The sequence below is a fragment of the Streptomyces sp. bgisy027 genome, from assembly GCF_057710365.1.
Genome location: NZ_JBYIVZ010000020.1, coordinates 126,500 through 148,432 on the forward strand (window position 1 = coordinate 126,500; position 21,933 = coordinate 148,432).

At 69.7% G+C, this 21,933-nt stretch carries 17 protein-coding genes and 3 pseudogenes; 6 read left to right on the plus strand and 14 right to left on the minus strand.

All coding sequences use genetic code 11. The features are described from left to right. Positions 1–86: 86 nt before the first annotated feature. The 4 genes from AC3ETA_RS21965 to AC3ETA_RS21980 form a co-directional block, all read right to left on the minus strand. Positions 87–1,388, minus strand: a complete 1,302-nt coding sequence (locus AC3ETA_RS21965; RefSeq protein ID WP_432194611.1) for an MFS transporter — start codon at positions 1,386–1,388, stop codon at positions 87–89. Further along, positions 1,385–2,527, minus strand: a complete 1,143-nt coding sequence (locus tag AC3ETA_RS21970; RefSeq protein ID WP_432194612.1) for a PLP-dependent cysteine synthase family protein — start codon at positions 2,525–2,527, stop codon at positions 1,385–1,387. The genes AC3ETA_RS21965 and AC3ETA_RS21970 overlap by 4 nt, the downstream gene beginning before the upstream one ends. Before the next feature lie 141 nt (positions 2,528–2,668). Next, positions 2,669–2,851, minus strand: coding sequence for a hypothetical protein (locus AC3ETA_RS21975; RefSeq protein ID WP_432194613.1), 183 nt, complete (start codon positions 2,849–2,851; stop codon positions 2,669–2,671). 941 nt (positions 2,852–3,792) lie between these two features. Continuing rightward, positions 3,793–4,206: a hypothetical protein gene (locus tag AC3ETA_RS21980; RefSeq protein WP_488187643.1), complete on the minus strand. Its 414-nt coding sequence runs from the start codon at positions 4,204–4,206 to the stop codon at positions 3,793–3,795. A gap of 17 nt (positions 4,207–4,223) precedes the next feature. Between AC3ETA_RS21980 and AC3ETA_RS21985 the strand changes: the two genes are divergently transcribed. The 3 genes and pseudogenes from AC3ETA_RS21985 to AC3ETA_RS21995 all read left to right on the plus strand — a co-directional run. Further along, positions 4,224–5,033, plus strand: coding sequence for a PhzF family phenazine biosynthesis protein (locus AC3ETA_RS21985; RefSeq protein ID WP_432194615.1), 810 nt, complete (start codon positions 4,224–4,226; stop codon positions 5,031–5,033). A gap of 68 nt (positions 5,034–5,101) precedes the next feature. Further along, positions 5,102–5,703, plus strand: a pseudogene (locus AC3ETA_RS21990) (transposase family protein); the annotation flags it as partial. Then, positions 5,652–6,210, plus strand: a pseudogene (locus AC3ETA_RS21995) (WYL domain-containing protein); the annotation flags it as partial. The pseudogenes AC3ETA_RS21990 and AC3ETA_RS21995, both read left to right, overlap by 52 nt. Positions 6,211–6,270: 60 nt before the next feature. Here AC3ETA_RS21995 and AC3ETA_RS22000 read toward each other — a convergent pair. Next, on the minus strand, positions 6,271–7,071 hold the full coding sequence (locus AC3ETA_RS22000) for a CPBP family intramembrane glutamic endopeptidase (RefSeq protein WP_432194616.1): 801 nt from the start codon (positions 7,069–7,071) through the stop codon (positions 6,271–6,273). Between the two features lie 193 nt (positions 7,072–7,264). Between AC3ETA_RS22000 and AC3ETA_RS22005 the strand changes: the two genes are divergently transcribed. Next, positions 7,265–9,040 carry a substrate-binding domain-containing protein gene (locus AC3ETA_RS22005; protein WP_432194617.1) on the plus strand — a complete coding sequence of 592 codons (1,776 nt, stop codon included), beginning with the start codon at positions 7,265–7,267 and terminating at the stop codon, positions 9,038–9,040. Between the two features lie 67 nt (positions 9,041–9,107). Here AC3ETA_RS22005 and AC3ETA_RS22010 read toward each other — a convergent pair whose 3' ends face one another. Then, positions 9,108–10,625 (minus strand): glutamate-cysteine ligase family protein, encoded by a 1,518-nt coding sequence (locus AC3ETA_RS22010; protein ID WP_432194618.1) that lies wholly within the window; start codon positions 10,623–10,625, stop codon positions 9,108–9,110. Positions 10,626–11,181: 556 nt separating this feature from the next. On the opposite strand from AC3ETA_RS22010, the gene AC3ETA_RS22015 reads away from it, so the two are divergent. Both AC3ETA_RS22015 and AC3ETA_RS22020 read left to right on the plus strand, forming a co-directional pair. After that, entirely contained in the window at positions 11,182–11,784 is a 603-nt protein-coding gene (locus AC3ETA_RS22015; protein WP_432194619.1) for a hypothetical protein, read from the plus strand. A 439-nt stretch (positions 11,785–12,223) separates the two neighbouring features. Next, positions 12,224–12,430 (plus strand): DUF5999 family protein, encoded by a 207-nt coding sequence (locus tag AC3ETA_RS22020; RefSeq protein WP_030053671.1) that lies wholly within the window; start codon positions 12,224–12,226, stop codon positions 12,428–12,430. Between the two features lie 201 nt (positions 12,431–12,631). Here AC3ETA_RS22020 and AC3ETA_RS22025 read toward each other — a convergent pair whose 3' ends face one another. The 8 genes and pseudogenes from AC3ETA_RS22025 to kdpA all read right to left on the minus strand — a co-directional run bounded on the left by AC3ETA_RS22025 (position 12,632) and on the right by kdpA (position 21,928). Next, positions 12,632–13,669 (minus strand): endo-1,4-beta-xylanase, encoded by a 1,038-nt coding sequence (locus tag AC3ETA_RS22025; RefSeq protein WP_432194620.1) that lies wholly within the window; start codon positions 13,667–13,669, stop codon positions 12,632–12,634. 58 nt (positions 13,670–13,727) lie between these two features. Next, positions 13,728–14,510, minus strand: a complete 783-nt coding sequence (locus AC3ETA_RS22030; protein WP_432194642.1) for a carbohydrate ABC transporter permease — start codon at positions 14,508–14,510, stop codon at positions 13,728–13,730. Positions 14,511–14,566: 56 nt separating this feature from the next. Next, a complete protein-coding gene (locus AC3ETA_RS22035; protein ID WP_432194621.1) occupies positions 14,567–15,565 on the minus strand; it encodes a carbohydrate ABC transporter permease in 999 nt (332 codons plus the stop codon). A 6-nt stretch (positions 15,566–15,571) separates the two neighbouring features. Continuing rightward, positions 15,572–16,867, minus strand: coding sequence for an extracellular solute-binding protein (locus AC3ETA_RS22040; RefSeq protein ID WP_432194622.1), 1,296 nt, complete (start codon positions 16,865–16,867; stop codon positions 15,572–15,574). A gap of 306 nt (positions 16,868–17,173) precedes the next feature. Continuing rightward, positions 17,174–17,422, minus strand: a pseudogene (locus AC3ETA_RS22045) (response regulator transcription factor KdpE); the annotation flags it as partial. Between the two features lie 74 nt (positions 17,423–17,496). Next, a complete protein-coding gene (locus tag AC3ETA_RS22050) occupies positions 17,497–18,129 on the minus strand; it encodes a potassium-transporting ATPase subunit C (protein ID WP_432194623.1) in 633 nt (210 codons plus the stop codon). A 5-nt stretch (positions 18,130–18,134) separates the two neighbouring features. Further along, positions 18,135–20,267: a potassium-transporting ATPase subunit KdpB gene (gene kdpB, locus AC3ETA_RS22055; RefSeq protein ID WP_432194624.1), complete on the minus strand. Its 2,133-nt coding sequence runs from the start codon at positions 20,265–20,267 to the stop codon at positions 18,135–18,137. Next, a complete protein-coding gene (gene kdpA / locus AC3ETA_RS22060; RefSeq protein ID WP_432194625.1) occupies positions 20,267–21,928 on the minus strand; it encodes a potassium-transporting ATPase subunit KdpA in 1,662 nt (553 codons plus the stop codon). Before kdpA ends, kdpB begins: the two co-directional genes overlap by 1 nt. Positions 21,929–21,933: the final 5 nt, after the last annotated feature.

Genomic DNA, 21,933 nt, shown 5'->3' on the forward strand with positions numbered 1-21,933 from the left:
TCTCCTGGTCGAGGGCAGGGCTCAGCAGGGGCGGGGCTCCGTGCGGTGCCCCGCCCCTGGGCCGGCGGGCTGTTGGGCCGGTGAGGTCAGGCCGTCGCGTGCAGCGGTGCGGCAGCGGGTGGTGCCGTCAGTCGGCCGGTGCGGTGCAGACCGTGAAGGGCTGCAGCGCACGCCAGGCCGAGGGCGGCGAGCGTGATCCATGGCAGTGCGGGCATACCGGCCGCGCGGGCCGCGTCGAGCGCGGCGCCCGTGCCGAGGTTTCCGACGGTGATGCCGACGCCGCAGATCGTGTTGTAGAGCCCGTAGTGCGTGGCTACGAGGCGGTCTCCGGAGAGGCGGACGATGGTGTCCATCTCGAACGGGTAGGCGATCATGGTGCCGATGGCGAGCAGCAGCGCGGCGAGTGTCGGCGGTACCGCCGAGAGCAGCCACAGCCCGATCCCGGAGGCCGGTACGGGAACCGCCGTCGCCGTCAGCAGGGGAACGAAGGCCAGGCCCATCGCCGTCAGCCCGCGTACGAGCGCCTGCCCGGGCTCGTAGCGTGCTTTGCACCAGGCAGTCACCCGGGTCTGGCCGAGGATCGTGCTCAGTCCGGAGACCGCGAAGAGCACCGCCACCGCGGCCGTGCCGAACTCTCCGTCTCCGCCGAGCCGCCGAACCTCCAGCGGCAGGGCCAGGTAGATCTGGAAGGTCAGGACGTACGACCCGATCATGGCGACGGAGAAGAGGAGGAACGGCCGGTTGGCGAGGATGCCGCGCCACTGGGCGAGCACGCCGGGTCCTTCCCCGTTCTTCTGCCGCTTGGCGTCCTCGGCCCGCCGGGCCGGCAGCGCACGGATCTGTACGGCGCTCAGCAGCGCGAAGATCCCGGCCGCCACCAGGCAGGTGACGCGGAAGTCCACGCCGGTCAGCACCATGCCCACGAGCGGTCCCAGCAGGATGCCGGCCTGGTAGAAGACGTTGAACAGGGCGAACGCCTCGACCCTGCGTTCCCCGGCGTCGGCTGCGAGGTACGCCCGTACGGCGGGGTTGAACAGTGCTCCGGCCAGCCCGGTGGCGGCCGAGGCGGCCAGCAGGGCGGGGAGTGAGTCCACCAGGCCGAGCGTCGCGAAGCCCAGGGTCCGCAGCACGCACCCGGCGACGATCATCGGCTTGTAGCCGAGTCGGTCGGCCAGTGTCCCGCCGACGAGGAACATGCCCTGCTGGCTGAAGTTCCTTACTCCGAGGACGAGTCCGACGATCCAGCCGGCCAGGCCGAGTGTGCCGGAGAGGTGGGCGGCCAGGTAGGGCATCAGCATGTAGAAGCCGAGGTTGATGGTGAACTGGTTCACCATCAACAACTGGACACTGCGTTCGTACGACCGGACTTGAGCGAGCAGCCCCTTCACCGGCCCTCCTCCGTCGAGTCGGGCTCGACGCCCGGTACGTCCGCGGCGATGTCGTGCGGCGTCCCTCGCAGGGTGAGCGGGTCGACCACGTCGGTGCACCGGGTCCAGCGGGTGACCTCCTTCTCGTCCAGGCGGCCGACCAGGTCGGGCTCGGGAGCCGGTGGTCCGTCCAGCAGGCCGTGGGCGGCGCAGTAGTCGTCGTCGTAGACCGTCCCCAGGTAGCGCTGCGGGCCGTCGGGGAAGACGGCGACGATGCGTGCGTCCGCCGGCATCGTCCGGGCCAGCCAGCCGGCCACGAGCGCGACCGCGCCCACGCTCCATCCGCCGGTGGCGTAGTGGGAGGAGGCCAGTTGGCGGCACGTCCACACCGCTTCGTGCGGGGCGACCCAGTGCACCTCGGAGAAGTTGTCGTAGGCGACGTTGCGGGGGTGGATGCTGGACCCGAGTCCGCGCATCAGGCGGGGCCGGGCGGGCTGGCCGAAGATCGTGGAGCCGGTGGTGTCCACGCCTACGACGGTCAACTCGGGGTAGAGCTGCCGCAGGACCCGGGAGACACCGGCCGAGTGGCCTCCGGTGCCGACACTGCACACCAGTACGTCGATGTGGCCCATCTCGGAGGCGAGTTCAAGGGCCAGCGGCGTGTAGGCGGCGACGTTGTCCGGGTTGCTGTACTGGTCCGGGCACCAGGATTCAGGGTGCTGCTCCAGCAGTCGCTGCACGCGCTCACGGCGCGCTTGCTGCCAGCCACCCCTGGGGTGGGGTTCGGAGACGACGTTGACCTGGGCGCCGTACGCGGTCAGCAGCCGGGTCATGGACAGTTCCAGCCCCGGGTCGGTGACCAGGGTGACGGGGTGGCCGTACACCATCCCGGCGAGCGCCAGTCCCAGGCCCAGGGTGCCGCTGGTGGATTCGATGATCCTTCCGCCGGGCCGCAGGTCGCCACGGGCGCGGGCCCGCTCCACCATGTGCAGGCCCGGGCGGTCCTTGATACCGCCGGGGTTGAACCCCTCAAGCTTCGCCCAGAAGCCACGTCCGGCCGGGGCCAGCGGCTCCGACACCCGCAGCAGCGGGGTGTTGCCCACCAGCCCGGACAGGGCCGACCGGCCGGGGGAAGCCGCGGTCTTGGTCAATGACTGCATGTCTGTGTTTTCACTCTCGCTCGACGAATGCAAGGCGTGCGGGTTCATCTCGCGCCCCTTGGCGACACGCCGGATCACAGGTCCGGTTCGGGCCATGGGGACGCGGCAGCCGACGAAGCCGGTCGGCTGCGAGCGGGTGGTCTAGATCCGCCACCGGGACGTACGGGCGAGCGCCACGCGGCCGGTGCGCGCGCTGCGGCGTCTGCGGATTTCCTGCCGCACGACCGGTCTGACCGAAGCCAGGGACGCGGCGGCGAGGACGACGAGAGCCGTCGCGGCGGGGGGAAGGTCCTCATTCGACTGGGCCGCCGGACGGAGGATCACGTCCGATACGCAGTCCTCCACACCGTGGGGGGCATGCGGGCCATGAGAATCGCCGTTCACCGTCACCGCCGATGAAGCGGCGGGGGGCGGCGCCGCCCCGTGTGCTTTGTCGGGGGCACCATGCATGACGGCGCACCACACGAGCGTCATGACGATCGCACCGCGAAGCGTGGAGACGAGCCGGATCCATGGAAGTGAGCCGCATGGTGTCCATGGGACGCGGGAGGGCGTACGGGAAGAAGTGGGCACAGGTCCTCCGCTGCTGCCGCTCTCCGACAACGACGGAGGCAGGCAGCAGACCTGGGTGGGGGCAGGACAGCATCGACGAACGTGACCGGCCCGTCATGGGCGCGGAATCCGGAGTTCGTCGCGCGTGATCAGCCGAACCGGTGAAGACCGGCAGGCCGGTTGGAGGACTGTGCGCTTCTAGACCTGCTGCACAACGGCGGCTGCTCTCAGAGCTGCGGATGTCGCCCCGGCCACCAGTTCCTCAGCCGTGGGCAGGCGCACGGCCGAGGCCTGTACGGCACGGAACGATTCACGAACCGACGCTGCAAAGCAGGGCGTTCCCGAGACCGAAGCCTGCTGCGGCTGTCCGGAAGCGCACTGCTCACCAGGATGTGACGGTTCGTGACCGCCACGGCGGCCGTCCGCCGCCGCGACCAACTGCGGCGCGGAGTCGACGGGCGCATCGCGTGTGTGCTCGACCGGCGTTGCCGTAGGCGCCATTGCGCTGATGGAGAGGTGTCCCTGGGCACTCTCCACGTAGGCGCCGTGTGCCACCAGGACGCCGAACAGGAGCACGGCCAGTGCCACCACACGTAGCAGCGGACCCGCACCGGAGCGGGTTCCGCTTCTGCGCCGGGGCGTCCAAGCCGTAACCATGCCGTGATCCTAGCGGCATGTCAGTGGTGATCGACCACCGGTCCCGGAACATCGGGTCAACTCGCCAGGCATATGGCTGGTTTGCTACGGCGAGTGTGCAGGAGTGCCAACGGGCCCGGGGAGCGCCGCGCCTCGGTGTGCGTGTTCGGCCTCAGTCTCGGCGGGTTCGGACCGTGCCGGTTCCTCGGACTTGTGCGTCGCACCACCCGTCCGCACGTCGGGGTGAACGTGCAGTGGGCGACGTCACCGGAGCGCAGGGCGACCAGGTGGTCGTAGGCGCCCGGGTGCGGCTGGAGGTCCCGGACCGGCATGCCGTCCTGTGCCACCGTCAGCGTCAGGTTCCCGGACCGGCCGGGGGTCAGGCTGCCGTCGAGCGTCACCTCGTAGTCATCGATCTCGGCTGATCGGCCACGGGGGCGCGAGATCGGTCCAGCGCCCCTGAATTGGCCTTGGCCGTCGCGTCGGGGCACCCCCTACGGTCGGCGTCATGCGGATTCGAATCGTGGACGCCTTCTCCGACCGTCCCTTCGCCGGCAATCCGGCGGGGGTGCTCCTTCTCGACCGGTTCCCCGAGGACGACTGGCTCCAGAACGTGGCCATGGAGGTCAATCACGCCGAGACGGCGTTCGCGCACCCGTTGTCAGAAGGCGGCGAGGCCGACTGGGCGCTGCGGTGGTTCACGCCGGTCACCGAGGTGACGATGTGCGGGCACGCCACGCTCGCCACCGCCCACGTGCTGCACAGCACCGGCGCCCACGAGGGGCCCGTGCGGTTCGACACCCTCAGTGGCGTGCTCGTCGCCACGCCCGGCGACGACGGGTCGATCACGCTGGACTTCCCGACCGCCCCGCTCACGTCGGTCGAGGCCCCGGAGGGCGTCGCAGAAGCGCTCGGCGCCGTGCCGCTCGCCGCCTTCGACACCGGCCCGAACATCGGCGACCTCCTGCTCGAACTCGCCGACGAGAAGACGGTCCTCGGCCTGACGCCCGACCTCAAGGCACTCGGCGCGCACTCGGCGCGCGGCATCATCGCCACCGCCCGCGCCGAGGACCCGGCGCGCGGTCACGACTTCGTCTCCCGCTGCTTCTTCCCGAACGTCGGCATCGACGAGGACCCGGTCACCGGCAGCGCCCACACGGCCCTCGCGCCCTACTGGTCCGAGCGCCTCGGCCGGACCGAACTCACCGGCCTCCAGGCCTCCCGCCGCTCCGGCCGCGTCCGCACGGAGGTCCGCGGCGACCGCACCCTGCTGAGCGGCCGGGCGGTGACGGTCATCGAGGGGGAGCTGATCGCCTAGGGCTGCCCTGGACGAGTAGTTCCGAATGCGGGGTTCTCAGACGGGGGGAGGGTGTCCAGCATCGGGTTGTGACGACCGATTTGGACACCCTCTGACGGCACTGTACGTGTATGTCGATGACCGTTTGAAGACCCCGCGGTGGCGCGGGCGACCGCCCCGGCTGACCGACGCGGAACTGGTGACGCTGTCCGTGGCCCAGGCAGTCCTGGGCTTTCACTGCGAGGCCCGTTGGCTGCGCTTCGCCCACGCGCACCTGCACGGCCTGTTCCCCTACCTGCCCCAGCGCCCGGCCTGCAACAAGCGCCTGCGCGCGGCTCTGCCCCTGGTCAAACAGGCCATTCGATCCCTGGCCGCCGACACCGACCTGTGGCTCGACCCGCTGTGGATCGTCGATTCCAGTCCCGTGGAGTGCGCCCGCCCCCGCGGGACCGTGCGCCGTTCCGACCTGGTCGGCTGGGCGAACTACGGCTACTGCCACGCCCCCTCGCGCTTCTACTGGCCGCAGCGCCCGGGCCGCGGGCCTGAAACTGCACCTGGTGTGCACCCCGGCCGGGCTGCCCGTCACTCGGGCGGGGCCGACCCGGAAGTCGATGAACGGCAGGTCCTGGCCCCGCTGATCGACAACGAACCCGAGCCGGCCATCGCCCGGCCCGGCCTGCTGGTCCTGGCCGGCACGCGTTCGGGATCGTCGCCCAGGCGGGCCGGTGGTACGTGACGGGCAAGGACGCCCGGATCGGCGAGGACCGGACCTTCCGGCTCGATCGCATCGCGGACGCAAGGACCCTGCCCGGCTCGTGGGGGGGGAGGGAGGGGGGTCACCAAGATCTTTTAGACCACGACCCGACCCGAAACGCCCGCGGGTCCCGGTCCGGCACAGCGCGTGCTGTCGGGGTTCGCCACGGCCGAGTACCGGCATGCGGTGACCCTGCGGATCCACGGGACGGTTGAGCAGATCCGCGACCGCCTTCCCGCCGGCGTCGCGAGCCTGGAGGAGCTCGAGTCCGCAGCCGGCGAGGACCGCGCGGCCGAGCGCCGGCTGCGCGTCGAACTGCGGGCGGAGCGACTCGACTGGTTGCCTCCGGTACTCGCCTCACTCGACCGGCCGTTCGTCATCGAGCGCCCCGATGACCTCCGTGACCTCGTCATCGCGCTCGCCGATCGCCTCACGTCCCACGCCGCCGAGCCCGACCGCGAAAAGCCGATGCCCCGAGACGGCACACCGAGGCGGCGGCACAGGTCACGCCGTCGGCAGCCAGTCCACCTTCCCGGCCAGCAGCGCGTAACCGACGAATGCTCCTATGTCGAGCAGGGAATGCGCCACGACCAGCGGTCCCACCCGGCCCCATCGCCGGTACAGGTAGACGAACACCACGCCCATCGCCATGTTGCCGATGAAGCCGCCGATGCCCTGGTAGAGGTGGTACGAGCCGCGCAGCACGGAACTGGCCACGAGCGCGGTGCCGGGCGTCCAGCCCAACTGCCCCAGGCGCCTCAGCAGGTAGCCGACGACGATGACCTCTTCCAGGATCGCGTTCTGCAGTGCCGAGAGGATCAGTACGGGGTACTTCCACCACACGTCGGGCAGCGCCTCGGGGACGACGGTGAGGTTGAAGCCGAGTCCGCGGGCGGCCAGGTAGAAGGCGATCCCGGTGCTGCCGATCACCGCGGCGATGGCCGCCCCGCGCCCGAGGTCGGGCCAGGGGCGGGTGCGGTCGAAGCCGATGGTGCGCAGGCTCCGGCCCTCGCGCATCAGGAAGTGCGCGACCAGCGCGACGGGCACCAGCGCGGTGGTGATCCCGAAGAGCTGCCAGGCGAGATCCAGCCAGGGGCGCCCCGGCGCGGCCGAGGCGTTGAGGGTGGCGGCCTGGTCCTTGAGGCCGCCCGGTTTGGTGACCGAGCCGACAAAACTGATCAGGGCGGACACACCGCTCGCACCGAGCGAAAGCCCCAGAACGAGCAGCGTCTCATCCCGGAAAATCCGTCGCGAGAGCCGCTCATGAGGAAAAGAATCGGCCACGGGGCCAGCCTCGCCCTGCACTCCTGCCTCCAGTTGAGTAATCCCGCCTCATCCTCATCGCCGCCCCGCTAGGGTCTCGAAAGCAATTACGAAGACCGTGCGCGACAGGCCGTCGGGGGGACGGGCGCCGTACGGGGCGTACCGCCCTCTGCCTGCCATACGGCCGGATTCCGGCGTGTGGTTCAGCAGGGCAACAGGGAGGGGCACGACCGACATGGGACGTCACAGCTTGCCCGATCAGTATGGGGCGGGCGGCAGCGACCCCCGTCGACGCGCACGACGCCGCACGGTGGCCATCGCCGCGGTTCTCGCCCTGGCCGTCGCCGGCGGTACGGCCGCCGCCGTCAGAGGCGGACTGCTCTCCTTCGGCTCCTCCTGCCAGGACGACCCGGTGCGGCTGGCCCTGGCCGTCTCCCCCGAACTGGCCCCCGCCCTCAAGACCGCCGCCGAACAGGCCCGGGACGACGACCTCACCTCGGACGGGCGATGCGTCGCCGTCACGGTCGACGCACGCGAGTCCTACAAGGTCGCCGACACCCTTCTCGCAGGCAAGGACCCCGGCGCGCAGGTGTGGGTGCCGGACTCGGAGGTGTGGCTTGAGCGGCTCAGCACGGACGGCGACACGGCCGACGTCGCCACGGTCGGCCATGTCGCCTCCACCCCGGTGGGCGTGGCGATGGTGCCGACGGCCGCGAAGTCGCTGGGGTGGCCCAGGAAGTCGTACGCCTGGCTGGAGCTGGCCGGTGCCGCCCTGCGTGACGACTCGCTGCGGCTCGGCGCGGCCGACCCCGCGCGCAGCGCGACCGGGCTGCTCGCGCTCACCCGGCTGAGCGCGGCCTCCGCCGGTACCGAGGGCGGGGACACACAGGCCGCGGCAATGATGAAGGCACTCTCCCAGCGCATCTCCGACAGCGACGCCCAGGTCCTGGACACCCTGCCGCGGGACTCCTCGGGCACCGAGCAGGGCAACCCGAAGCGCAATCAGGCGCTGGTCGTCAGCGAGCAGACGGCGCACGTGTACAACGCCGCGGCGGACGGCGGGGGCGGCGGACTGGACTTCTTCTACCCGAAGGACGGCTCGCCCCGGCTGGACTACCCGTACACGCTGCTCACCCGGACCGGGCTGACGACCGACGAGAGCCGGGCCGCGATCCGGTTCATGAGTTATCTGCGTGACGCACGGCAGCTGCGGCTGCTGGAGCGGCACGGCTTCCGGACCTCCGCCGAGGACGTGCCGGACGCACTGGTGACCCGCGCCGGCGGCAGCAGCCCGCAGCCGTACAGGAAGGCCCCGGCCCGGCCGGCCTCGGCGGTGGCGCTCCAGGAGACCCTCGGGGTGTGGACGATCACCGTGCAGAGCGCGCGGATCACCGCGGTCGTGGACGCCTCCGCCTCGATGTCCGAGACGGTACCGGGCACCGGGCGGTCCCGGATGGACGTGACCAAGGCGGCCCTGCTCCAGGCGCTCTCCACCTTCACCGCCGAGGACGAGATCGGGCTGTGGGACTTCTCCACGGAGCTGGACGGCGACAAGGACTACCGCGTCCGTGTCCCCACCCAGCGGCTCGGCGACCGCGAGGGCGCCGGCACCCAGCGCGACCGGCTGTCCGCGGCGTTCGGCGACCTGGAGCCGGTGCCGGACGGCGCGACGGGCCTGTACGACACGACTCTCGCCGCGTACCGGGCCGCGACCGGCTCCTACTCCGAGGGCAGGTTCAACGCGCTGGTCGTCCTCACCGACGGCGAGAACGAGGATCCCGGCAGCATCTCGCGTGCCGGCCTCCTCGCACGTCTTGAGCGGCTCGCCGACCCCGAGCGCCCGGTGCCCCTGATCATGATCGCCGTCGGCCCCGACGCCGACCGCGAGGAGGCCAACCGCATCGCCGCGGCCACGGGCGGGTCGGGCCACGAGGTGACGGATCCGGCCCAGATCCAGACGGTGATCCTCAAGGCGATCGTGAACGCGGCGTCTCCCGACCGACGGGGCTGACGGGGCTGACGGGGCTGACGGGGCTGACGGGGCTGACGGGGGCGGCTCGTACCGTCCCCCGCGGCCGTCACCCCAGTGGCACCGGCTCCAGCAACCCCACCGGCCAGGTGTGCACCGGCTCCCCGCGATGCATCAGCTCGCGGTAGCGGCGCGTCGTGGCGGCCAGCGCCGCGTCCCGGGACATGCCCGCCTCCCGTGCACGGTGGTAGGTGGCCGCCTGCCAGGACGCGCCGTTCATGCGCCGGCGGCAGCGATCCTCGATGACGCCGAGGTAGAGGTCCCGGTCGGCCGGCTCGACCCCCCACGCGTCGAGGCCGGCTTCGGCGAGCGGCAGGAGTTCGTCGCGTACGAGGCTCACCGCGTCGACCTCGGCCGTCCCGCCGTACCGGCCGCGACGGGGCCAGTGCAGCCGGGCGTCGATGCCGTGCTCGCAGGCCGCGTCGAAGTTGGCGGCCGCCGCCTCGAAGGGCATCCGGGTCCACACCGGGCGCGACTCCTCGGCGAGGGCGCGGACGACGCCGTAGTAGAAGGCCGCGTTGGCGATGACGTCCGTGACGGTCGGTCCGGCGGGCAGCACACGGTTCTCCACGCGCAGGTGCGGGACGCCGTCGGCGATGCCGTAGACAGGCCGGTTCCAGCGGTACACGGTGCCGTTGTGCAGGACGAGTTCGGCGAGCCCCGGGACCCCGCCGGAGTCGAGGACGTCGAGCGGGTCCTCTTCGTCGCAGATCGGCAGCAGGGCCGGGAAGTAGCGCAGGTTCTCCTCGAAGAGGTCGTACGCCGAGGTGACCCACCGCTCCCCGAACCAGGTGCGCGGTCGCACGCCCTGGGCCTGGAGTTCGGGCGGGCGGGTGTCGGTGGACTGCTGGAACAGCGGCGGGCGGGACTCGCGCCACAGCTCACGCCCGAACAGGAACGGAGAGTTGGCGCCGACGGCGACCTGCACGGCGGCGACCGCCTGGGCCGCGTTCCAGACGTCGGCGAAACGGCCCGGCGTGACCTGGAGATGCAGTTGCACGGAGGTGCAGGCGGCCTCGGGGGCGATGGACTTCGACGTGCACGTCAGACGCTCGACGCCGTCGATGTCGAGCATGAAGTCCTCGCCGCGGGCGGCCACGATCTGATCGTTGAGCAGGGCGTAGCGGTCCACGTCGGAGAGGTTCGAGGAGACCAGGTCGTCCCGGTCGAGGGTCGGCAGAATGCCGATCATCACGATTCCCGCGTCGACCTCGCCCGCTTTTCGGTCGGCATATGCCAGTGACGTACGGAGTTCCTCCGCCAGCCGGTCGAATACCCGCCCCTGCAATCGGTGTGGGGCTATGTTCACTTCCAGATTGAACATGGCGAGTTCTGTTTGGAAATCGCGGCTCGCGATCCGCTCCAGTACCTGCCCATTCAACATTTTCGGCATGCCGTCGGCGCCGGTGAGGTTCAATTCGATCTCCAGCCCCATCAGGTTCTTGGGGCGGTCGAACCGCTTCTCCGCCAGCAGTCGCTCCAGGCCCGTCAGACACCGCCGCAGTTTCTCGCGGTAGTGCTGGCGATCGGACAGATCGAAGCGACCTGCCACGACCTTCTCCCCCATCGAAGCGTCCCTCCTCGGATGGGCGGGCCGAAGATCCGGCCGCCGGTCTCGCGGGTCAGGTGAGAGTGTGCCCAGCCGAAGCGATCGATAACGTCTCGCGCGGACCCAGCGCCCGCTACTCTGTCGGATGTGACCGGTGGCACATTCAGCGGGCATGGTGCACTGTGCAGTTTCGGACGGCTCACGAACTCGTGAAAATCGCCGACGACAATTGGCCGTCCGCACCAGTGACATATTTCGAGGTCACCGCCCGGACACCGGTCGAGAATCGGGAGGACTCCCGCAAATCAGCGGCCGATTGGCTCCTTGCCGAGTGCGCTGAAAGCGGTTAGACGAAACACCGTCTGAACACTCGTCGTATAAACTTCGCAATCAAGGCAGAGGGTTGGCGCCCGCGGTCCCGGTCCTGCCGTCCAGGCGACGTGCGGCAGGTCTCACCCATCCCCCTTGGCTCCCGGACGCGGCCCCCACCTCTCTGACCTCGTGAGCTGACAGCGCCGTCCGCCCCCGCCCCGCCCTCGCGCCACTGTGCCTGTCGAATGAGAGGCGACCCACCATGCCGCTGCATGTCCCCCCGGCTCCCGCGCCCGCACTTCGCTCCGTCCTCACCGCACTCGGCTCACCCACCGCCGTCCGCGAGGCCCGAACGCCCTCGCTGCGCGCCGCCCAGGGGCCCGCCACACCCGAACTGCCGTTGCCCGTCCACGTCCTGGACGAGATCACCCCGGCGGATGTGTCCGCGACACGGCTGGCCGGCTGGCGCTTCCTGATCCGGTGCGGGGAGCGCGCCGTGGCCGCGGCCGAGACCCGGCTGACCCCCGACGGCTGGACCTTCTCGCACTTCTTCGAGGGCCCCTACATCGCCTCGACCGAACGGGCACTGCGCCAGGCGGAGACCATCGCCCAGCCCTGCCAGCCGCGCCTGCTGTCGATCCCGAGCCTCTACATGCTCGCGCTGTGGCTGCACGGCGACTGCGCGGCGGACGGCGCCACCGGCCATCCGGACGCCGCGGACATCCTCGTGCCGCTGGCCCCGGCACCGCCCGGCATCGCCGCCCATGTGCCGCACCGGGTCGCCGAACTGCTCCCGGTGCTCACTCTTCGCGCGACCCCGGCCCCGCTGCCGCCCCTGCCTCCACTGCTCGGCTCCCCCGCCTGACGGCACCCCGCGCGAGCGCCCGGCACCCCGCCGCCCATTCCGGGTGGCGGGGTACGCGTGTTTCCGGAGGTGGGATTAGGCTCGTATCGGACAACTGGAATCACGAATCACGCGCGTACGAGCCGTGAATAACTCGTACGAGCAAGAAAGCGCTCGAATGAGCCCAGTGGGCGGCTCCGGCCCGTACGGACTAGCCCCATCCGACCACTGCGAACCACCCGAAGTGACAGTGCAGTTGGGATGAACCATCCGCGCGGGTGAAGCGTCATCAACCTGTGAGAAAGCGGTGCTGCGAAATCCCTGCGGATTGACGCCCGTGGGGCAACACTGGTTCCGACCGACTTATCACAACGGGGGAGCGGCCATGAACGAAGCTTCACGCCGCGAGACAGACAAAACAGCCGACTCACAGATCACAACAGACCGAAAGATCCCATCCATGTGCCAGCACCAGCCACCGTGCCCCTCAGCCGACTCCGCCGACCGGGAATCCGCCCGACTCGTGGCGCATCACCCGGAGCAGGGATGGAGCCTGCTGTGCAACGGCGTCCTGCTCTTCGAGGACACCGGTGAGCTCCTGCCCGACGGCCAGATCATCGCCCCGCACCGTCCGCTGGGCACCGGCAAGGTGATGACCGCGGCGTAGTGCCCCGCCGGCGGTCGACGCCGGTGAGGACCCGCACCACCGGGCGGCACGACGGACGCCCGGCGTACTTCCAGGGGCCGGTCGCAGACCCTGACTGCGAGCCGGCCCCGACGTGTGTCCGGGGGCGATCACACACGGTAGTGCACCGTGTGTCCCGGGCGACCCTCGTACCGACGCCCGGGACACCACGGCAACGGTGGCCTACCTCAGCGCCCGGCGCAGCGCGAAGTAGGCGGGCTTGGGCCGCAGTTCCTCGTCCCAGGGCAGGGCCGCGCCCTCGCCCGGGAAGAACGCCGGGATCCAGGAGTACTTGTCCGTGTAGTCCCAGACCGTGATCCCCACGCATCGGCGCACCGCCAGGCACGCCTCGGTCATGTCCCGGTACCAGTCGGCCTGCTGGGCCAGCTTCTCCTCGGTGGCGGGGAGCTGCATCCGTACGTCGACCTCGGTGAGTGCGGTGTCGAGGCCCAGCCGGGCGAAGCGGCGGAGGTTGTTCTCCAGGGTGTCCGGATAGCCGTACTGGAGCGCCAGATGGGTCTGGAGGCCGAAGCCGTGCAGCGGGACGCCCTGGGCCTTCAGCTGCTTGGCCAGCTCGTAGTAGGCGTCGCTCTTCGGGCCGGTCGCCTCGACGTTGTAGTCGTTGAGGTAGAGCTTTGCCTTCGGGTCTGCCTGGTGGGCCCAGCGCAGGGCGTCGGCGATGTAGCCGGGTCCGAGCGTCTTGTAGAAGACCGTCTCGCGGTACGTGCCGTCCTCGTTGAACGCCTCGTTGACGACGTCCCAGGCGTAGATCTTGCCGCGGTAGTGCCGCACCTCGGTCTGGATGTGCTTCTTCAGCACGGCCCGCAGCTCGGTCGCCGTCCACTCGCGGTCGGTGAGCCACTCCGGCAGCTGGCTGTGCCAGACGAGGGTGTGGCCGCGCACCTTCTGGTGGTCGGCGCGGGCCAGGGCCACGATCTCGTCGCCCTGGGTGAAGTCGAAGACGCCCTTGTGGGGTTCGGTGGCGTACCACTTCATGCCGTTGCCGGGCGTGATCTGGTCGAACTCGCTGCCCAGGAGCGCCGTGTACGGCTGGTCGAGGAGTTCGGGGTTGTCGGTGGCGCTGCCGAAGTAGCGGCCGTGGCGCTCGGCGAGGTCGGCGAGGGTGGGCGGCCGGTCCCCGTGGGCCTCGGCGGCCGGGACGGTCGCCGCGACCAGGACGGCCGCGAGGGCGCCGATGACTCCGAGACGGTTGTTGCGCATGGTGCGACTCCTCACGTTGCTCGGATGTGTGGGTGAGCCGTACGTCCGCCCGCGCGCGTCATCCCTTGGTCGCACCGGCGGTGAGGCCGCCGACGAGCTGGCGTTCGGCGACCGAGTAGAAGGCGAGGGCGGGGACCATGGCGAGCACCAGGTAGGCGAAGACGCGGGCGTAGTCCGCGGAGTACTGGCCCTGGAACTGCTGGACGCCGATCGGGATGGTCCACCACGTGGAGTCGGTGAACACCAGCAGCGGCAGGAAGAAGTTGTTCCAGCTGGTGACGACGGCGAGGACCGAGACGGTGCCCAGCGCCGGCCGCGCCATGGGCAGCAGCACCCGCCAGAAGAACCCGAAGGAGCTGCACCCGTCGAGCGTGGCCGCCTCCTCCAGCTCGCCGGGGATCTCCCGGAAGAAGCCGCGCAGGATGATGATGGTCATCGGAAGCCCGAACGCCGCCTGCGGGAGAATCACGCCGAGCGGGTTGTCCAGCAGTCCCAGGGAGCGCAGCAGCAGGAACAGGGGCAGGGCGGCCACCGCGAAGGGGAACATCAGCCCCATGGTGAACAGGGTGAACAGGCCCTCCCGCCCGCGGAAGGCGAAGCGCGCGAAGGAGAACGCAGACAGCGCGGAGACGGCCACGACCAGGACGGTCGTACCGACCGCGATCAGGGTGCTGTTGCCGATCAGTCGCCAGAAGTCCCCGGAGCCGAGGATGTCCGTGTAGTTGCCGGCCACCCACGACTCCGGCAGCCCGACGGGGTTGCGGGAGAGCTCGTCGGTGGACTTGAAGCCGGACAGCACGGCGTACAGCAGCGGCACCACCATCACCGCGCCGACCACCATGAGGATCACGTGCAGCGGCAGGTTCCTCGTACCGGTCTTCCTGCCGGACCTGGCCGTCACTTGGCGCCTCCCCGCATCGTCGTGGTGGCTCCCTGGAGGTCGCGGCGGAGCACGAACCGCTGGTAGGCGAGGGCGAAGACGAGGCTGATGCCGAACATGACCACGCTGATCGCGCTGGCGTAGCCGACCTGGTAGCGCTTGAAGCCGTACTGGAACATGGTCACGGCCATCGTCTCGGAGTGATGGTCGGGGCCGCCCGCGGTGGTCACCCAGACCAGGTCGAAGAGCTGGATCGCACCGATCACGGACAGGAACACGCTGATCCGGAGGGTGGGCCCGAGCAGCGGCAGGGTGACACTGCGGAAGCGCTGCCAGGCGTTCGCGCCGTCGATCAGCGCGGCCTCGGTCAACTCCCGCGGGATGCACTGCAGTCCGGCCAGGTAGAGCATCATGTGGAAGCCGAAGTACTTCCAGGTCATGACCAGGAAGAGGGTGGCCATGACGTTCGACGGGTCGGCGAACCACTCGCCGCCGAGCCCGTCGAGGCCGATGCCGCCGAGGATCTGGTCGGCGAGGCCGTCGTCCGGGGCGAAGATCATGCCGAACAGGACGCCGGTGATGGCCTCGGACAGGACGTACGGCCCGAAGAACAGCATCCGGTAGAAGGCCCGGCCGCGCAGCCTCTGGTTGAGCAGGACGGCCATGGCGAGCGCGAACGGCAGCTGGATCGCGAGCGACAGTACGACGAGGAGCAGACAGCGCCACAGGTCCCCGAGGAAGACGGGGTCCTGGAAGAGGCGGGTGAAGTTGTCGCCGCCGATGTAGTCGGACGGCATTCCGAAGCCGCCCCAGCGGAAGAAGGCCGCGTACAGCGCGAACAGCATCGGCAGCAGCACCAGGACGAGGAACAGCACCAGGGCGGGCACCTGGAAGCCGACCGCGGTGAGCCAGTGCCGCAGGCGCCGCCGGGCCCGCCCCCGGTCCGCCCCGGCGGACGGGGGCGGGGGTTCGAGGCCGGGGCCGGTGCGCTTGTCCGGCAGGAACGTGGAGGTCATCGCCGGCTACTGCTCTTCCTTCGAGGTCTTCGTGATCGACTCGGCGACCTGCTGCGGGGACTTGGATCCGGCGATGAGCGCGCCGACGCTGTCGTTGACCTCCTGGCCGACGGCGGGGGCGTAGGCCTGGTCGAGGTAGAGCTGGAAGCCGGTGGCGGCCTTCAACTGGGCCTGTACGGCCTTGATGTTGGGGTCGGTGATGGCGCTCTCGGCGGCCGGGACGACCGGGAGGACGCCGGTCTTCTTGACCAGCTCCACGTCCGTCGCCTCGGAGGCGAAGAACTTCAGGAAGTCGACGGCGGCCTGCGGGGCTCCGGTGCGCAGGGCGTGTCCGCCGCCTCCGCCGAACACCTCGGTGATGGTGCCCTTGCCGCCCTCGACCGCGGGGAAAGGGAAGAAGCCGAGGTCGTCGCCGAGGCCCTTGCCGGCGTCGGCCTGGACGACCGGGGCCCACTGGCCCATGAGCTCCATCGCGGCCTTGCCGTTGCCGACGGCCGCGGCCTGGCCGGTGGGGCTGGAGTAGGCGGCGCCGAGGAAGCCCTTCTGGAACGGCTGGAGGTCGACGAGCTCCTGGAGGTGCTGTCCGGCCTGGACGAACGGGTCGCCGGTGAAGTCCTTGTCGTCGTAGGCCTTCTGGAGGGCGGAGGCGCCGGCGGTGCGCATCGAGAGGTAGGCCCAGTAGTACATGCCGGGCCACTTCTCCTTGCCCGCGAGGGCGAGCGGGGTGATGTTCCTCGCCTTCAGCTTCCGTACGGCGTCGAGGAAGTCGCTCCAGGTGGTGGGGGGTTCGGCGACGCCCGCGTCCTTGAAGAGCGCCTTGTTGTACCAGAAGCCGATCATGCCGATGTCGAACGGTATGCCGTACACCTTCTCGTCGAGGAGGTACGGCTCCTTCGCGACCGGCAGCAGACCCTCGGCGAAGTCCTTGGTGCGGTCGGTGAGGTCCTCGACGAGACCGGCGTCGACCTGCTGCTTGAGGACGCCGCCGCCCCAGGTGTGGAAGATGTCGGGGAGCTTCCCGGAGGCGGTCAGGGCCGTCATCTTCGACTTGTAGGCGTCGTTCTCCAACTGGACGATCTTCACCTTGACCTTGGGGTTCTGGGCCTCGAACTTCTTGGCCAGCGCCGCCCAGACGCTCTTGGTCGGCTCGGTGGTGGAGATGTTCCACCACTCGATGGTGGTCGTGCCGTCCGACGACCCTCCGTCCGAGTCGCCACCGCAGCCGCTCAGTGCCGTCATGCCCACACCGGCCGCGGCGGAGGCCGCGAGGAAGCCGCGGCGGGACAGTCCCGGGTCGCCCATGATCCGCTCCTTGGGTACGGGACGGTCCGTCGTCGACCGTCCGTTGGATCGAAAGTTTCGGACGAGATCCAGAAACCTTCGTTGCTGCCGCACCCTAGAGACAGCCCCCAAACGGTGGCAACCCCTTGTACACGGTGAATCTGCCGCCAACCGCCACGGCGGAGGCGGCTCTTGAGGAGTCGGAAACCGTGCTCACAGGATTCGGGATGGGCAAGCCCTCCTCGGAGTCGAAACATTCGGCAGGGCTGACGAACATTACGAAGCGATCCGATCACCGGCCTCGGCTGCACGCGGGACGCGGGTTGTCTGGGTGACAAGCCGGCCCGGGTCGGTGACCAGGATCTCCAGCAGGAGCCACTCCGTCGGGGTGAGCCGTACCTCGCGGTGGCCGCGGACGACCTACTTGGCCCGCAGGTGGATGACGAACTCGTCCGTGTCCACGAGGGTCGTCTCGGGGGCGAGCGGAGTGTCATCGGTACGGCGGACTGCGGCCCGCAGCCGGGCCGTCAGCTCGGCCATGCCGAACGGCTTGGTCACGTAGTCGTCGGCGCCGGCGCTCTTCACGGCTGCGGGAGCCGGCGGATCGGATGTCTCCGGCCGACGGCTCCCGTTCGGTTCACATAACCTCATCAGCCCCTGGCCACAAGGCCCTTGAGCGCGATGTTGAGTTCCAGCACGTTCACACGTGGCTCGCCCATGAAGCCGAGGGTGCGGCTCTCGGTGTGGTCCTTGACAAGCCGCTCCACCCGCGCGACCGACAGGCCGTTGCGCTCGGCGACCCGGTGCACCTGGATCTCGGCGTACTGGGGAGAGATGTCCGGGTCCAGGGCGGAGCCGGAGGAGGTGACCGCATCGGCGGGGACCTGGGAGGGCCTGACGGTGTAGCCGGGCACGGAGTTGTCCTTGACGACCTTCGCCTTCGCCTCCTTCACCCACTTGATGAGTTCGGGGTTGTCGCCGGAGCGGTTCGTGGCGCCGGAAAGGATCAGCTTGTACTGGGTGTTGACCGAGTTCTCGCCCAGCCCGTTGGCCGGGCGGGACTGGAAGTACTTGAGGCTGTAGCCCTGTTGGCCGATCAGCGAAGAGCCGACGACCTTGCCGTCGTACTTGATCTCGGAGCCGTTCGCCTTGTGGTTGAACAGCGCCTGGGCCACACCTGTGACCGCCAGCGGATAGATCACGCCGGTGAGCAGGGTCAGCACCAGCAGCGCCCGCAGACCCGCCCCGAGCAACCGGGCGGTGTTGGTGACGGAGTTGTTCATGGCGATCAGCCGATTCCGGGGATGAGGGAGATGAGCAGGTCGATGAGCTTGATGCCGATGAAGGGCGCGATCAGGCCGCCCAGGCCGTAGACGGTCAGGTTGCGGCGCAGCATCCTGTCCGCGCTGACCGGCCGGTACCGCACGCCCTTCAGGGACAGCGGCACCAGCGCGATGATGACCAGCGCGTTGAAGATGACCGCGGACAGGATCGCGGAGTCCGGCGAGGACAGGTTCATGATGTTGAGCCTGTCCAGGCCCGGGTGGACGACCGCGAACAGCGCCGGGATGATCGCGAAGTACTTCGCCACGTCGTTGGCGATGGAGAACGTGGTCAGCGCGCCGCGCGTGATCAGCAACTGCTTGCCGATCTCGACGATCTCGATCAGCTTGGTGGGGTCGGAGTCGAGGTCGACCATGTTGCCGGCCTCCTTGGCGGCCGACGTACCGGTGTTCATGGCCACGCCGACGTCCGCCTGCGCGAGCGCGGGCGCGTCGTTGGTGCCGTCACCGGTCATCGCGACCAGCTTGCCGCCGGCCTGCTCCCGCTTGATGAGCGCCATCTTGTCCTCGGGAGTCGCCTCCGCGAGGAAGTCGTCGACGCCCGCCTCCTCGGCGATCGCCTTGGCGGTCAGCGGGTTGTCGCCCGTGATCATGACGGTCTTGATGCCCATGCGGCGCAGTTCCTCGAACCGCTCCCGCATGCCGTCCTTGACGACGTCCTTGAGGTGGATGACGCCCAGGACCCGGGCTCCGCCGGCGTCCTCGACGGCGACCAGCAGCGGGGTGCCGCCGGCCTCGGACATACGGTTGGCGACGGTGTCCGCGTCCGCCGCGACCGTGCCGCCCCGCTCCTGCACCCAGGCGATGACCGAACCGGCCGCGCCCTTGCGGATCCTGCGCCCGTCGACGTCCACGCCCGACATCCGGGTCTGGGCGGTGAAGGCGATCCACTCGGCACCCGCCAGCTCGCCCTGGTGGCGCTCGCGCAGTCCGTACTTCTCCTTCGCCAGTACGACGATGGAGCGGCCCTCGGGCGTCTCGTCGGCCAGCGACGACAGCTGGGCGGCGTCGGCGACTTCGGCCTCCGTGGTCCCGCTCACCGGCACGAACTCGGCGGCCTGACGGTTGCCGAGCGTGATGGTGCCGGTCTTGTCGAGCAGCAGCGTGGAGACGTCACCGGCGGCCTCGACCGCACGGCCGGACATCGCGAGCACGTTGCGCTGCACGAGCCGGTCCATGCCGGCGATGCCGATCGCGGAGAGCAGGGCGCCGATGGTCGTCGGGATCAGACAGACGAGGAGGGCGACCAGCACGACCATCGTCAGATGCGTGCCCGCGTAGTCCGCCAGCGGCGGCAGCGTGGCGCAGGCCAGCAGGAAGACGATCGTCAGCGACGCGAGCAGGATGTTCAGCGCGATCTCGTTCGGCGTCTTCTGCCGGGCCGCGCCCTCGACGAGGTTGATCATCCGGTCGATGAAGGTCTCGCCGGGCTTCGTCGTGATCTTGATGACGATGCGGTCGGAGAGGACTTTCGTGCCACCGGTGACGGCCGAACGGTCGCCGCCGGACTCACGGATGACCGGGGCCGACTCGCCGGTGATCGCCGACTCGTCGACGCAGGCCACGCCCTCGATGACGTCGCCGTCACCGGGGATGATGTCGCCGGCCTCGCAGACGACGAGGTCACCGATCCGCAACTCGGTTCCCGGCACCCGCTCTTCGACGGAACCGTCGAGCCGGCGGGCGACCGTGTCGGTCCTGGCCCTGCGCAGCGTGTCGGCCTGCGCCTTGCCGCGGCCCTCGGCGACGGCCTCCGCCAGGTTGGCGAAGATCACCGTCAGCCACAGCCAGGCGCTGATGGTCCAGCCGAACCAGTCGCCCGGGTCCTTGAAGGAGAAGGCCGTCGTCAGCACGGAGCCGACGAGGACCACGAACATCACGGGAGACCTGACCATCACCCGTGGGCCGAGCTTGCGAAGGGCGTCGGGCAGCGACTCGAGCAGTTGCTTCGGGTCGAAGAGGCCCGCGCCCACACGGCCCTCGGGGGACTTGTGCCCGGTGGGCAGGTCGCTGTGCGGCGCCCGGGTCGGGGCGGCTGTGGACATCGAGTCCTCTTGCTTCTGTGTGCGGGTGGTCATCACGCCAGCCCCTCGGCCAGCGGCCCGAGCGCCAGGGCCGGGAAGTACGTCAGACCGGTGATGACGAGGATCGTGCCGACGAGCAGACCCGTGTACAGGGGCTTGTCGGTGCGCAGGGTGCCCGCGGTCGCGGGAACCGGCTTCTGCTCGGCGAGCGAGCCGGCCAGGGCCAGCACGAAGATCATCGGCATGAACCGGCCGAAGAGCATGCACAGGCCCAGCGTGCTGTTGAACCACCGCGTGTCCACGTTCAGACCGGCGAACGCCGAGCCGTTGTTGTTGGACGCGGACGTGTAGGCGTACAGGATCTCGGAGAATCCGTGCGCCCCGCTGTTGGTCATGGAGTGGGCCGGGGTCGGCAGCGCCATCGCGAAGGCGGTGAAGACGAGCACCAGCGCCGGGGTGACCAGGATGTAGCAGGCCGCCGGCTTGATCTCGCGGGCGCCGATCTTCTTGCCCAGGTACTCGGGGGTGCGGCCGACCATCAGACCGGCGATGAACACCGCGATGATCGCCATGATCAGCATCCCGTAGAGGCCGGAGCCCACGCCACCGGGCGCGATCTCGCCCAGCATCATGCCGAGCATGGTGAGACCCCCGCCGAGGCCGGTGAACGAGGAGTGGAAGGAGTCCACCGCACCGGTCGAGGTGAGTGTGGTCGACGTCGCGAAGATCGACGAGGCGCCGACGCCGAACCGGACCTCCTTGCCCTCGTACGCGCCACCGGCGATGTCGAACGCCGGGCCGTGGTGGGCGAACTCGGTCCACATCATCAGCGCCACGCAGCCGACCCAGATGGTCGCCATGGTCGCGAGGATCGCGTAACCCTGCTTGACCGAACCGACCATGAGGCCGAAGGTGCGCGTCAGCGCGAAGGGGATGACGAGGATCAGGAAGATCTCGAAGAGGTTGGAGAACGGGGTGGGGTTCTCGAAGGGGTGGGAGCTGTTGGCGTTGAAGTAGCCGCCGCCGTTGGTGCCGAGCTCCTTGATGGCTTCCTGGGAGGCGACCGCGCCGCCGTTCCACTGCTGCTGACCGCCCGTGAACTGGCCGACCTCGTGGATGCCGGAGAAGTTCTGGATGGCGCCGCAGGCGACGAGGACGACCGCGGCGACGGCGGCGATCGGCACCAGGACGCGGAGGGTGCCGCGCACCAGGTCGGACCAGAAGTTGCCCAGCTCACCGGTGCGGGAGCGGGCGAACCCGCGCACCAGTGCCACGGCGACGGCGATGCCGACGGCCGAGGAGACGAAGTTCTGCACGGCCAGACCGGCGGTCTGCACGACGTGGCCCATGGCCTGCTCGCCGTAGTACGACTGCCAGTTGGTGTTGGTCACGAACGACACGGCGGTGTTGAACGCCTGGTCCGGGTCGATCGAGGAGAAACCCAGCGAGCCGGGCAGCACGCCCTGGATCCGCTGGAGCAGGTACAGGAACAGGATGCCGACGACGGAGAAGGCAAGGACGCCGCGCAGGTACGCGGTCCAGCGCATCTCGGTGTCGGGGTTGGCGCCGATGGCCTTGTAGATCCACTTCTCGGCACGCCAGTGCTTGTCGGAGGAGTAGACCTTGGCCATGTAGTTGCCGAGCGGAATGTAGGCGAGCGCCAGAGCTGCGATCAGGGCGAGCAGCTGGAGCACGCCGGCAAGTACGGGACCCATGCCTT